Source organism: Microbacterium trichothecenolyticum (assembly GCF_000956465.1).
In the GTDB taxonomy this organism is placed as follows: Bacteria; Actinomycetota; Actinomycetes; order Actinomycetales; family Microbacteriaceae; genus Microbacterium; species Microbacterium trichothecenolyticum.
In genome coordinates, this window is the sequence record NZ_JYJA01000037.1 from 78,012 (window position 1) to 90,510 (window position 12,499).

14 protein-coding genes are annotated in these 12,499 nt (G+C 70.2%); 5 read left to right on the top strand and 9 right to left on the bottom strand.

Annotation, left to right across the window (positions count from 1 at the left end):
• The first annotated feature begins 330 nt into the window (after positions 1-330).
• Complete coding sequence (locus RS82_RS13315; RefSeq protein ID WP_045300225.1) at positions 331-1,833, top strand: SulP family inorganic anion transporter; 1,503 nt, start codon at positions 331-333, stop codon at positions 1,831-1,833.
• Between the two features lie 8 nt (positions 1,834-1,841).
• Here RS82_RS13315 and RS82_RS13320 read toward each other — a convergent pair whose 3' ends face one another.
• A complete protein-coding gene (locus RS82_RS13320; RefSeq protein WP_157005571.1) occupies positions 1,842-2,264 on the bottom strand; it encodes a type II toxin-antitoxin system VapC family toxin in 423 nt (140 codons plus the stop codon).
• Positions 2,248-2,481: a FitA-like ribbon-helix-helix domain-containing protein gene (locus RS82_RS13325; RefSeq protein WP_045300227.1), complete on the bottom strand. Its 234-nt coding sequence runs from the start codon at positions 2,479-2,481 to the stop codon at positions 2,248-2,250. The genes RS82_RS13320 and RS82_RS13325 overlap by 17 nt, the downstream gene beginning before the upstream one ends.
• Before the next feature lie 181 nt (positions 2,482-2,662).
• Between RS82_RS13325 and msrB the strand changes: the two genes are divergently transcribed.
• The 3 genes from msrB to RS82_RS13340 all read left to right on the top strand — a co-directional run bounded on the left by msrB (position 2,663) and on the right by RS82_RS13340 (position 4,764).
• Complete coding sequence (gene msrB / locus RS82_RS13330) at positions 2,663-3,130, top strand: peptide-methionine (R)-S-oxide reductase MsrB (protein ID WP_045300229.1); 468 nt, start codon at positions 2,663-2,665, stop codon at positions 3,128-3,130.
• On the top strand, positions 3,127-3,681 hold the full coding sequence (gene msrA / locus RS82_RS13335) for a peptide-methionine (S)-S-oxide reductase MsrA (RefSeq protein ID WP_045300231.1): 555 nt from the start codon (positions 3,127-3,129) through the stop codon (positions 3,679-3,681). The genes msrB and msrA overlap by 4 nt, the downstream gene beginning before the upstream one ends.
• A 135-nt stretch (positions 3,682-3,816) precedes the next feature.
• Positions 3,817-4,764, top strand: a complete 948-nt coding sequence (locus RS82_RS13340) for a hypothetical protein (protein WP_157005573.1) — start codon at positions 3,817-3,819, stop codon at positions 4,762-4,764.
• A 3-nt stretch (positions 4,765-4,767) separates the two neighbouring features.
• Here RS82_RS13340 and RS82_RS13345 read toward each other — a convergent pair whose 3' ends face one another.
• The 3 genes from RS82_RS13345 to RS82_RS13355 are packed head-to-tail and all read right to left on the bottom strand — an operon-like array spanning position 4,768 to position 7,177.
• On the bottom strand, positions 4,768-5,388 hold the full coding sequence (locus RS82_RS13345; protein WP_045300235.1) for a GyrI-like domain-containing protein: 621 nt from the start codon (positions 5,386-5,388) through the stop codon (positions 4,768-4,770).
• Positions 5,385-6,473 carry a phosphogluconate dehydrogenase (NAD(+)-dependent, decarboxylating) gene (gene gnd / locus RS82_RS13350; RefSeq protein WP_045300237.1) on the bottom strand — a complete coding sequence of 363 codons (1,089 nt, stop codon included), beginning with the start codon at positions 6,471-6,473 and terminating at the stop codon, positions 5,385-5,387. Before gnd ends, RS82_RS13345 begins: the two co-directional genes overlap by 4 nt.
• A gap of 59 nt (positions 6,474-6,532) precedes the next feature.
• Complete coding sequence (locus tag RS82_RS13355) at positions 6,533-7,177, bottom strand: DUF1345 domain-containing protein (RefSeq protein ID WP_211255934.1); 645 nt, start codon at positions 7,175-7,177, stop codon at positions 6,533-6,535.
• Between the two features lie 106 nt (positions 7,178-7,283).
• Here RS82_RS13355 and RS82_RS13360 point away from each other — a divergent pair, with 106 nt between their 5' ends.
• The gene (locus RS82_RS13360; RefSeq protein ID WP_045300241.1) at positions 7,284-7,829 is read left to right on the top strand and encodes a DEAD/DEAH box helicase family protein; all 546 of its coding nucleotides are present in this window, start codon (positions 7,284-7,286) and stop codon (positions 7,827-7,829) included.
• A 53-nt stretch (positions 7,830-7,882) separates the two neighbouring features.
• Here the strand turns inward: RS82_RS13360 and RS82_RS13365 are convergent, their stop codons facing one another.
• The 4 genes from RS82_RS13365 to RS82_RS13380 all read right to left on the bottom strand — a co-directional run bounded on the left by RS82_RS13365 (position 7,883) and on the right by RS82_RS13380 (position 12,380).
• A complete protein-coding gene (locus tag RS82_RS13365) occupies positions 7,883-9,583 on the bottom strand; it encodes an ABC1 kinase family protein (RefSeq protein WP_045300243.1) in 1,701 nt (566 codons plus the stop codon).
• A gap of 121 nt (positions 9,584-9,704) precedes the next feature.
• Entirely contained in the window at positions 9,705-10,265 is a 561-nt protein-coding gene (locus RS82_RS13370) for a PadR family transcriptional regulator (RefSeq protein ID WP_045300245.1), read from the bottom strand.
• Between the two features lie 182 nt (positions 10,266-10,447).
• The gene (locus RS82_RS13375) at positions 10,448-10,942 is read right to left on the bottom strand and encodes a DUF427 domain-containing protein (RefSeq protein ID WP_045300247.1); all 495 of its coding nucleotides are present in this window, start codon (positions 10,940-10,942) and stop codon (positions 10,448-10,450) included.
• 19 nt (positions 10,943-10,961) lie between these two features.
• Positions 10,962-12,380, bottom strand: a complete 1,419-nt coding sequence (locus tag RS82_RS13380; RefSeq protein WP_045300249.1) for a dihydrolipoyl dehydrogenase family protein — start codon at positions 12,378-12,380, stop codon at positions 10,962-10,964.
• Between the last annotated feature and the right edge of the window lie 119 nt (positions 12,381-12,499).

The window sequence follows — 12,499 nt, forward strand, 5'->3', positions numbered from 1 at the left end:
CGCGGATGCTCGACCCGCGGCATCCGCTCTCCCATCACGAATGCGCGACGCCGTCGGCCGCATCCCCGGCGCGGCGATGATTCCCACCGTCATCGCGGGGACCCTCCCGCGGTGAGCCGGCGGTACGCCGGCTCACCGGGCAGATGCCCTGTGAACCCGGAGGTCGACATCGGCCGTCACGTCACTCCGCACGATCGACCCGGAGGGCTCGAAGATCGGTGGCGTCCTCGGGGACGCGGCTAGAGTCGAAGGGCCGCGCGGGTCGCGGCGTCCCTCCCCTCATCCACCCCCTGCGGGCGCAACGGTGCGCGCGATATCCGAGGAGCGCCCGTGTCCGCCGTCAGCGAATCCGCCGATCGCTCCGGCAGCCGGCCGACCGTGCTGCACGCGCTGCGGCACCCGGGTCTGCTGACCCGCGAGGTCATCGCCGGCCTCGTCGTCGCGCTCGCCCTCATCCCCGAAGCGATCGCCTTCTCGGTCGTCGCGGGCGTCGACCCACGCGTCGGACTGTTCTCATCGTTCGTGCTCGCCGTCGTCATCGCGTTCACCGGCGGGCGTCCGGCCATGATCACCGCCGCTGCCGGGGCGGTCGCGCTGGTGATCGCACCCGTCGCGCGCGAGTACGGCTCGGACTATCTCATCGTCACCATCGCGCTGGCGGGCGTCATCCAGGTGCTGTTCGCGGTGCTGGGCGTCGCCCGGCTCATGAGGTTCATTCCGCGCAGCGTCATGGTCGGCTTCGTGAACGCCCTCGCGATCCTGATCTTCCTGTCGCAGATGCCGCAGCTCGTCGACGTGCCCTGGGCGGTGTACGTGCTCGTCGCCGTGGGTCTCGGCATCCTGTTCGTCTGGCCGCGCGTCACGCGCGCGATCCCCGCACCGCTCATCGCGATCGTGGCGCTGACCGCGGTCGTCGTGGCGTTCGGGCTCTCGGCGGTGCCGAACGTCGCCGACCAGGGCGAACTGCCCCGGAGCCTTCCGGAGCTCCTCATCCCGAACGTCCCGCTGACGTGGGAGACGCTGCAGATCGTCGCGCCGTACGCGTTCGCCGCCGCGCTGGTGGGGCTCCTCGAGTCGCTGATGACCGCGAAGCTCGTCGACGACATCACCGACACCCGCTCACGCAAGACCCGTGAGGCGTGGGGACTCGGCGTCGCCAACATCGCGTCGGCGTTCCTCGGCGGCACCGGCGGCTGCGCGATGATCGGCCAGACGATGATCAACGTGAAGACGTCCGGCGGTCGCACGAGGATCTCGACGTTCATGGCGGGCGTGTGGGTGCTGATCCTCGTGGTCGCCCTCGGCGACATCGTGGGACTCATCCCGATGGCGGCCCTTGTCGCCGTGATGATCGTGGTGTCGGTCATGACGTTCGACTGGCACAGCGTCCGTCCGTCGACGCTGAAGCGGCTGCCGCGGAGCGAGACCCTCGTGATGCTCGTGACCGTCGTGGCCACGGTCTGGACCCACAACCTCGCCGTCGGCGTGATCCTCGGCGTGCTCGCCGCCATGGTGCTGTTCGCCCGCCGCGTCGCGCACTTCACGACCGTGACGCGCGAGGTCGACGGCGACACCGCCCGGTACCGCGTGGACGGCGAGCTCTTCTTCGCGTCGAGCAACGACCTCACCACGCAGTTCGAGTACGCTGCCGATCCGCCGCACGTCGTCATCGACCTCTCGCGCACCCACGTCTGGGACGCCTCGACGGTCGCCGCCCTCGATGCCATCGTCACGAAGTACGAGGCGCGCGGAACGACCGTCGAGCTGTACGGGATGACGGATGCTGCGGCCCGCTTCCATGGCCGCCTCAGCGGAGAGCTCGGCTCGGCCTGAGCCCGAGTTCAGATGCGGACGACCTCGATGGGGCACCCCGCGACGCGGGCCGAGGCGATGCGCCGATCGCCGGTGAGAAGAGTCCCACCGAGTCGCTCGGCGAGCGCGACGTAGCCGGCGTCGTAGGTCGAAAGGTTCGCCCGCAAGGCCCACGCCCGATCAGCGAGCAGCTCCCATGGCCACAGCTCGATCGGAAGAGCGTGGGCATGCAGACGTGCTGCCGACGCCTGCGCCGCACTGAGCCGCCCTCCGCGCTCGAGGCCACGAAGCGCGCTGTCCACTTCGATCGGGAGGATGGCCGGCGCATGCAGGCTCGCACTGCCGATCCGGCCCGCGAGCGTCGCCGTGCGTGCGGCTTGTGCTGCGACGAGCGCGACCACGACGCTCGCATCTACGACCAGGATGCCGGGAGCATCAGGGCCGTTCGGCATCGACGGCGCTCACGATCTCATCCATCTCCAGCTGCGGGTACGTCTGCGCATTGAGGCGCGCACGTGCGATGGCCTCGGCAGCACTCGGCGTCGTCGCCAGGCGGCGAAGTTCGAAGCTCAAGTACTCCTGGAGCGACCTGCCGGACCGCGCCGCGCGAGCGGCGAGCTCATCGCGCACGTCGTCCGGCACGTTGCGAATCGTGACGGTGACAGCCATGCATGCATAATACCTTCCACGCCTGCAGAATGCATACATCTCTCGATCGCCCCGCGGTCGATCGCAGTTGGGCGCGTGCGACGGAACTCACGGCGCGCTCCCAGGTTCGCGGGACCAAAACCCGGGAGGCATCCGTTCTCCTCTATGACGCCGCAGCCAGCCGCGTCGAACTGGAGGAATCGTGAGCAACGACTACCGCAAGACCCCCGAGGCGCTCAGCCGCCTCACCGACACCCAGTACCGCGTGACGCAGGAGGAGGGCACCGAGCCCGCCTTCCGCAACGCGTACTGGAACAACCACGAGCCCGGCATCTACGTCGACGTCGTCTCGGGCCAGCCGCTCTTCTCGTCGACCGACAAGTACGACAGTGGAACCGGATGGCCGAGCTTCACCAAGCCCATCGAGCCCGACGCCGTCTCGACCAAGAAGGACTGGAAGCTGCTGCTGCCGCGCACCGAGGTGCGCTCGTCGGGCGCCGACAGTCATCTGGGTCACGTCTTCCCCGACGGCCCACGGCAGGCCGGGGGCCTGAGATACTGCATGAATTCGGCCGCACTGCGCTTCGTGCCCGCCTCGTCGCTCGAGGACGAGGGCTATGGCGCCTACCGACACCTCTTCACCACCGAGAACCAGGAGCACGCATCATGACCAGCGGTCCCTTCGACACCGGCGAGATCACCCGCACCCCCGGCACCGAGACTGCGGTCCTCGCCGGCGGCTGTTTCTGGGGCATGGAGGACCTGATCCGCCGCCAGCCCGGCGTGCTCGCCACCCGGGTCGGCTACACCGGCGGCGAGAACGCTCACGCGACCTACCGCAAGCACCCGGGTCACGCCGAGGCGGTCGAGATCGTCTTCGACCCCACGAAGACCACGTATCGCGACATCCTGGCGTTCTTCTTCCAGATCCACGACCCGTCGACCCTGAACCGTCAGGGCAACGACATCGGCTCGAGCTACCGCTCCGCGATCTTCCCGCTCTCCCCCGAGCAGGCCGAGGTCGCCCGCGACACCATCGCCGATGTCGACGCCTCGGGGCTCTGGCCGGGCAAGGCCGTCACCACGATCGAGCCCGAGGGCCCGTTCTGGGAGGCCGAGCCCGAGCACCAGGACTACCTGATCCGCATCCCGAACGGCTACACGTGCCACTTCCCGCGGGCCGGCTGGGTGCTCCCCAAGCGCGCCGACGCGACGGCGTAAGCCAGACGAGAAACGGATGCCGCGACCCGGCCGGGTCGCGGCATCCGTTCGTGCGTCGGGGTATCACGGGGCGCACGGGCACCCTCCTCACAGCATGCGGCGCAACCCGCGCCGCGAGGCCAAGGGAGAGCGATCGTGGCTGATGCGACGCTGCCGGCGCCACCCACCGTCGGCATCAAGATCCCTGAGGGCAGGTCCGGGCTCGCCCTCGAGATCGCACGGATGCGGGATGCTGCACGTTCACGCGCGGCCGCACGCAGGAGAGCGACTTCGCGGAAGAAGCCGATCGGGCTCCTCCATGTGGACGACGCGCAGTTCCAGAGGGCGGCTCTGATCGTCGCCGTGAACGCCCCGCAGCAGTTCGGCAGGCTGGACGAGATCATCCTGCGCGGCCGTTTCGTCCTGCGCGGCGAAGACGTCGCCACGCTCGACGAACTCGTTCACGAAGCGGTGAGAATCGCCGCGATCGGCTTCGACGGACCAGGGCCCCACCCCTCGGAGCTCACCGCCCTGGACGGCCGCATCATCTACGCGGCCGACTTCCTCCAGCGCAGAGAGGGCGAGATCGCACGCCGACGGTACGCGCGAGGCCTGCTCGGCGGCGTCACGATGACGTTCTTCCTCCTCCTGCTCATCGGCGCGGGCGGCGTGGCCGTCATCACGCTGTGGCGCCATGGGCCGATGCCGGTGGACCAGAGCGAGGCTCTGCGCGACGTGCTGGTCGCCGTCGGAGCGGGCGCGGCGGGCGCCTGCGTGAGCGTCATGCTGCGCATGCATCGCATGCACAATCTCACGATCGAGTCGGCCGCCCGAGGCGCGGCGATCTACCGCATCTTCCTCGGCTGGTTCTTCGCCGCGGCCGTGGTGTTCTTCTTGAAGAGCGGCCTGCTCGCCGGCATCTTCACCGTCCCCGACGATCACGTCGCGAGCTGGTTCTTCTGGGGCGCCGTCGGATTCCTGGCAGGTTTCAACGAGCGCTGGGCGACGAACCTCATCTCGCGCGGTCCTGGCAGCACGGCGGAGGGCGCCCACGGCCACCCGACGCAGGAGGCGGCCGACGCGGCGAAGCCGCCGACCGTCTGAACGTCAGCCCGAGGGGTCGACCGGCTGACGCAGGATCGTGCGGAGCTTCTCGGGGGCCGTGCGGCGGGCGTCGGTCAGGTAGATCTCGTGGTGCCGGCCTCGCATGCGCAGCCCTGCTTCGGGAATGAAGCGCTCGTGCATCTCGGCGAGCACCCGCGCCTCGTCGTCGTACGACCCGACGTGGAGCCTCTGCACGCACCGGCCCTCGGCGAGCTCCGCCAGCCGCAGTCGATCCAGGGCGGGTGACCCGCCCTTGGCGGCGGCCGCATCCCGCGCGCGTTCGAAATGGCTGCCGTCGAGCCACTCCGGAACGAGGCTCATCATCGTCCAGCTCCACCGGGACTTGTCGCGCTCCGACGTGAACGCCGCCATGTCGTCGGACCACCACAAGCCCTCGAGCGGCATGACGACGTAGTCGCGGCCGAGTTCGCCCTTGCTCAGGAACTTGAGCTTGTAGGCGGCCCCGAACACCGCCGCCACGGCCTCGCCGTACTCGTCCGAGGTGTTGGGGTCGCCGTGGCCGTCGACCATGAGGTACTGCAGCGGTGGAACGTCGACGATCTCGAACGACCCGCGCGGTGCTGTGTACGCCGCGATCGACTTCTTGAGGTCGGCCTTGGTCACGAAGCGCCGTCGGTCCCTGGCTGACGGCCGCCGGACGACTCCGACTTGCGCGAGCCCGCCTCGAGCACGTCGCCGGCAGGCAGCTCCTGGTGGCCGCCGAACTGCAACCGCATGGCCGAGAGCACCTGGTTGGCGAAATGGTCCTCGCCGCGCGATGCGAATCTTTCGAACAGGGATGCTGCGAGCACCGGCGCCGGCACGCCCGTGTCGACCGCGGCCTTGACCGTCCAGCGTCCCTCGCCCGAGTCCGAGACACGCCCCGCGAGGCCGTCGAGTGTGGGGTTGCCCTGGAGCGCCGCCGCGGTCAGGTCGAGGAGCCACGACGAGATCACGGATCCGCGGCGCCACAGCTCGGCGACCTTCGGGGTGTCGATCGTGAACTGGTAGAACTCGGGCTCCTCGAGCGGGGCGACCTCGGCGGAGTGCTCGGCTTCCTGAACACCGGCGTCCGCGTGCTCGAGGATGTTGAGGCCTTCGGCGAGCGCCGCCATCACCCCGTACTCGATGCCGTTGTGCACCATCTTGACGAAGTGGCCGGCGCCGGACGGCCCGCAGTGGAGGTACCCCAGCTCCTCGGGGGCGAAGTCCCCGGCGCGCCCCGGCGTGCGCTCGACCTCACCGCTGCCCGGGGCGATCGTGCGCAGGATCGGCTCGATGCGGGCGAACGCCTCGTCGGGCCCGCCGACCATGAGGCAGTACCCGCGTTCGAGGCCGAACACGCCGCCGCTCGTGCCGACGTCCACGTAATGGATGCCGCTGTCGCGCAGGGCGGCCGCACGGCGCACGTCGTCGCGGTAGTTCGAGTTGCCGCCGTCGATGATGATGTCGCCCGGATCGAGCAGCGCGGCGACCTCGTCCACGACTCTGCCGGTGAGCCCGGCAGGGATCATGAGCCAGACGGCGCGCGGCGCCTGGAGCTTGGCGACGAGATCCGCCAGGCTGTCCGACCCGACAGCGCCTTCACCAGCGAGTCCGGACACGGCGTCCGGGCTGACGTCGTACACGACGCATTCGTGACCGTCCCGCATCAGACGCCGGACGATGTTGCCGCCCATCCGGCCCAGGCCCACCATTCCCAGCTGCATCGCCGCTCCCTCTGCTCACCTGTGAAGGGCGCCGTGCGCGGGCGCCCGTGCTCGAAAGTCTAGGGAGCCGTCAGGTCGGCGTTGATGATGGTGCTGAACGCGAGGACGATGATGACCGCATTGAGGAAGAAGCTGGTCGTGGTGTGCCACACCACGGTCCACCTCATCCGTGTCGTCACGACCTGCACGTCCGACACCGAGAACGTGGTCGCATTCGTGAACGAGAAGTACACGAAGTCTGCCAGGCGCGGGTTCCGGGTGCCGGGGAAGATCAGCGGCGGATTGGCGGCGAGGCGGTAGCGGCGGTCGTAGATGCGCGCGAAGCCCCAGTGGTACAGCCCCCACGACAGCAGCATCGCGAGTACGCCGACCGGCTCCACCCAGCCTGCCCAGTCCGGGTCGCCCCGCAGCACGACGATCTCGATGGCCGCCACGATTCCGACCACGCTCGCGAGAAAGGTCGCGGACGCGGTGATCGCCGCGACGACCGGATGAGCGTCGAACTGTCCGATCCACCGCGGGGCGGCGATCCGGGATCGCTTCACACTCGCGCCGACGGCGACCACGGATGCCAGCCAGTAGAGCCCGCCGAGCGCGCACCATGCGGCGAGCGCGTCAAGGGTGGGCTCGATGTCGTCCACGAGGAGGATCTGGAGCCCGAGCCAGATCAGGGCGAGCTGCACCAGCAGATCTGCGACCCGCACGATCACCGCCCAGACCACACGCACCCCCGAGGACGAGTTCCTGCGTGCCACCGTAGCGGGTGGGGGGCCTGCCCAGCCGGACGCGCGCCACCCGTATGCTCCGATCATGCGGATCGTGGTCTCGGGCACCCATGCGAGCGGGAAGAGCACCCTCATCGGCGACTTCTCGGCGGCACACCCCGGCTACGAGGTCCTGTCGGACCCCTACGAGCTCCTGGATGAGGCAGGCGACGAGCCCGATGCGGGATTGTTCCTCGCCCAGCTCGGCATCTCCGCCCGGCGCCTCACCGCGTTCGAGCAGGGCGCGAAGGTCATCGCCGAGCGCGGCCCGCTCGACTTCCTCGCGTACCTCACGGCCCTCGACGAGCTGGGCCGCGTGTCCCGGCCCGGCGGTCACCCGGCCCGAGCCCTCGACCTCACCGTGGCCGCGATGGCGCACGTGGATCTGCTCGTGATCCTGCCGCTCGGTGGAGACATCAGGGTGCCCGCGGACGAGGATCCGCAGCTGCGCGAGGCCATGGACGGTGCGCTCCTCGAGCTCTCGGACGACCCCGACCTGCTCGGTGACGCCACGGTGATCGAGGTCACCGGCGCCCCGACCGCTCGGCTGGCGCAGGTCGAGGCCGCGATCGCGGACCTCGACGGCCGCTGACGCGCCGGGGGCGCAGCATCCGTCACGCGACTTCTCGACCTGCCGATGCGCGCTCAGCCCTGCGGGCCGCGACTGCCTGAGAAGCCCGCGAACAGCGCGTACAGCAGCGGCACGAGCGAGCCGATCATGAGCACGGTGCCGATCGTGAGGTCTTCGGCGCGCAGCACTGCCCCGCTGATCAGCAGCCCGGCGAACAGCACGGCCGCCACGACGCGCCTGATCAGGCGCTCGAGACGGCGCAGCCACCGGTCGAGCTTGGGAACGTCGGCGACCAGGCGCCCGTCCTCGATGCGCGTCACCATGTCGTCCAGGCGACGCGGCAGCCGGGCCATGACGCCGGCGGTCGACACTGCCTCCTGCGCGATCGCCTTCGCGGCGTTGCCGCGCTCGTCGCGCAGCAGGCGCGCGGCATACGGCTCGACGGCGTCCCACACGTTGAAGGCGGGGTCGAGCGAGCTGCACATGCCGCTGGTGAGCGAGACCGCGCGGATGATGAGCAGGAAGTTCTCGGGCAGCTGGAACGGCAGCGACCGCATCACGTCGCCGAACTCCTTGGCGAACTGGCGGAACTCGCGCGGGTCGACCTCCTGCAGCTCCGCGAACCCCATGCCCCCGAAGCGCCCGAACAGCGCCGTCATCGCGCGCTCGAGCTCGACCGTGTCCGCCGACGGGAGGAGCACGCCGACGGCACGGATGCTGTCGATCATCTGCGCGCTGTTGCGCGAGGCGACCGCGATCATCAGCTGCTGCAGGTTGTGGCGCAGCTTGTCGGGGACCTCGCCCATCATGCCGAAGTCGATGAAGGTGAGGGTCCAGGGATGCCGGGAGTCGCCGACGGCCCGCGTGACCGGCGTCACGAAGATGTTCCCAGGATGGGGGTCGGCGTGGAAGAAGCCGCGCAGGAAGAGCTGGTCGAACATCACGTTCGCGAACTCGACCGCGACCTGCGCCGGATCGATGCCCGCAGCCCGGAGTCCCTCGACGTCGTTGATCTTTATGGCGGTGACGTCGGCGAGCGTCAGCACGCGGCGCGTCGTGCGCTCCCACGCGATCTCGGGCACCGTGACGCGCGGGTCGCCCGCGAAGTCCATCGCGAAGCGCTCCGCATTCTGGGCCTCGTGAAGGTAGTCGATCTCCTGACGGCTGGTGTGTGCGAACTCCTCGACGAGCGCGGGCAGGTCGACGTGATCGCGCACGATCCGCACACGGGTGAGCCAGCCGGCCACGCGGCGCAGCGCCGCCAGGTCGACATCGACGATCTCCTCGATCCCGGGCCGCTGCACCTTGACGACGACGCCGGCGAACCCTGTCTCAGCCGCGTCGGCCGGCGTCAGCCGCGCGCGATGCGCTTGGCCGAGGGATGCCGCGGCGACGGGAGTCTCGTCGACCCACTCGAACGCGCGGCTCAGTGGAATGCCCAGCTCCGCCTCGGCGAGCGCGCGGATCGCGGGGAAGGCGACCGGAGGGACCTCGTCCTGCAGTCCCTCCAGCTCCTTCGTGATCTCGGGCGGCAGCACGTCGAGCCGGGACGAGAGGAACTGCCCCACCTTGATCATGAGGCCGCCGTACTGGACCGCGAGCACGTGGAACCGGCGGGCGATGTTCTGGAGGCGCTGGGTGCGGCCGCGCGCGGCGAGCGCGCCGAAGCCGAACCGGGGCAGGACGAGCTCGTACCACCACGCCTGCGCGATGTACCTGCCGGCGAAGCGCAGGATCCGGCGGTAGCGGGCGCGCGGGTTCCCGACGTCGGCCATCGAAGCTCCTCGGACGGTGCTGTTCAGCGGTTAGGGATGCCTGCGATCCCGGTCGCCCGGGATCGTGTGCCCCGCCGAACCCGCGGACTCGGGCCGACGCCGTCTGCCGGCACGCCGGCCGTCAGTCCTGAGCCAGGATCGAGTAGAGCTTACGCCGCGCGTCGTCGAGCACTTCGACGGCCTTCGCCACCTGCTCGGGCGTGCCGCTGCGGCCGACCGTCGCGGCGGCCTGAGCGAGCTTCGCGCCGGCCTTGGGGAGCGCTGTGGCGCGTCCCGAGTCGCGTGACCCGGCCGCCTCCCACGGGGCCGACTGCCCCTCGGCGGCCGCCGCCGCCGCACGACCCGCCTCGGTCAGCGAGTAGGTCTTCTTGCCGTTCGATTCCTCGGCGGCGACGAGGCCCTCGTCGGCGAGCATCTGCAGCGTGGGGTACACCGAGCCGGGGCTCGGCTTCCACGCGCCGTCGCTGCGCTCCTCGATCTCCTGAATGATCTGGTACCCGTGCATGGGCTTCTCGGCGAGGATCGCGAGCACTGCGGCCCGCACATCGCCCTTTGCGACGCGCGGCGAGAAGCTGCGCTCGAATGTGTCTTTCAACTGGTCCATCGCGTCCCAGAAGCTGCTCGGAAGCCCCGAGCCCTGCCCTCCCGGACGGGAACCGAATCCCTGGAATGAACCGCTCATGGCGACCTCCTGAACGAGCGTGTGCCGATACCCTGACGATACCTACCGATATATCGGTGGACAAGGTCCGGGCCTGGGCGTTCGCTGTGCAGTTCGCACGAGGGATGCCGCAGCCGGGTCCACGCGACCGGAGACTCCGCGCGACGCGCCGGCGGCGCGTGGACGGGTCGTGGACCGGTGTCTCACCAGCCCAGCGAGCCCGGCTCTCCCTTGAACGGACCGACCACATCGGGAGTGATCCACCCGCCGTAGAAGCGCCCGGGCTGGGGCACGACCTCCACGCCGTCGAGCGTGCAGCGGTCCATCTCACGCGGGTACACCGCGACCCGACCCGCGAGCTGCTCGAACCCCTCGGAGGGACGCGGGTACGTCCACGCCGCGCGCGGGCGCACTTGGTCGCCCCCGTGCACGTCGAAGTAGGCGGCGCCGCCTTTGAACTCGCAGTACGACGACCCCTCGCCGGGCATGAGCGCCCCCTCGGCGAACGCCTGGATCGGCAGGTAGTAGACGGGCGGATGGCTCGTCTCGAGGACACGGACGACATCGTCTGTGTCGACGATGACCTCGCCGCCCAGCCGGATCTGCACGCGGCGCCCGACCCGCTCCAGGCGCGGCGGGCGCGGGTAGTCCCAGACCGATTCCTGGCCGGGACCAGCGGGCAGGGGTTCGGGTCGCATGGCGGTCCTCCTCACGGGATCAGCGGCCGTACTCTTCGAGCCAGCGCAGCCACACCTCGCTGATCGTCGGATACGACGGCACCGCGTGCCACAGGCGCTCGATCGGCACCTCGCCGACGATCGCGATCGTGGCCGCATGCAGCATCTCGCCGACGTCCTGCCCGACGAACGTCACGCCGACCAGCACGCGGCGCTCCTCGTCGATGATCGCTCGCGCTCGTCCCTGGTAGTCGTCGGCGACCTCGCTCGCGCCCGCGATCCAGTACAGGTCGTAATCGATGACGCGGATGCTGAGACCTGCCTCGCGCGCGGACTTCTCGGTGTGCCCCACCGCGGCGACCTCGGGGTCGGTGAAGATCACCTGCGGGACCGCCGAGTGATCGGCCGTGGCGACATGCCTGCCCCACGGGGCGTCGTCGACGTCGGCGGCCTTCGCCCGCGCGGCGATGACATCGCCCGCGGCGCGGCCCTGGTACTTGCCCTGATGCGTCAGCAGCGCCCGGTGGTTGACGTCGCCGACGGCGTAGAGCCAGTCCACCCCGCGCACGCGCAGCGTGTCGTCGACGTCGAGCCAGGAACCGGGCTCGAGCCCGACCGCCTCGAGCCCGAGATCCTCGGTCCGCGGCACCCGGCCCGTCGCGACCAGCACTTCGGCCGCCCGCACTTCGGACCCGTCCGACAGCGCCAGCACCACTTCGCCGGCGTCGTCACGCGAGACCCGCTCGACCTCCACGCCGGTCTTGACGGTGGCCCCGGCATCCGTCAGCGCCTTCTCGACGGCCTCGCCCGCGAAGGCCTCGACGCCTCGCAGGAGGCCGGACCGGGCGATCAGGGTCACGGTGGAGCCGAACGACGCGTACAGGGTCGCCATCTCGGTTCCGACGGTGCCGCCGCCGAGCACCGCCAACGATGTCGGGACGTCGTGGACGCCTGTGGCTTCGCGGCTGGTCCACGGTGCGACATCGCGCAGCCCCGGGATGTCGGGAAGGAGCGCCGCCGAACCGGTGGACACCACGACCGCGTGGCGGGCGACGAGCTCGGTCTCAGCACCGTCGGCACCGGTGACGGTGACCTCGCGCTCGCCGGTCAGGCGCCCGTGCCCGCGGACGAGATCGATGCCCGCACCGTGGAGCCACTCGACCTGCGATGTGTCGTCCCAGTTGTGCACCAGCTCGTCGCGGCGCACCAGGGTCCTGGCCACGTCGACGTTTCCGGTCACCGCCTCGGCGGCGCCCTTCACGCGCTGCGCGGCACGCACCGCGGCGCCCGCGCGCAGCATCGCCTTCGAAGGGATGCAGGCCCAGTAAGAACACTCCCCGCCGACGAGCTCGCTCTCGACCACGACGACCGACAGGCCGCCCTGCGTCGCCCTGTCGGCGACGTTCTCGCCGACAGGACCGCCGCCGATCACGATGAGGTCGTACTCCCGAGCAGTCATGCGCCCCACCGTAGCGGCCGCCGGTGACAGCTGCGAAGCCATTGCCCGCAGCGCCTGCAGACGGAAGGATGGCGCAGGTTACGGCGTCTGTCCAGCCTGAGCCGCCATGTCCGCGGCCT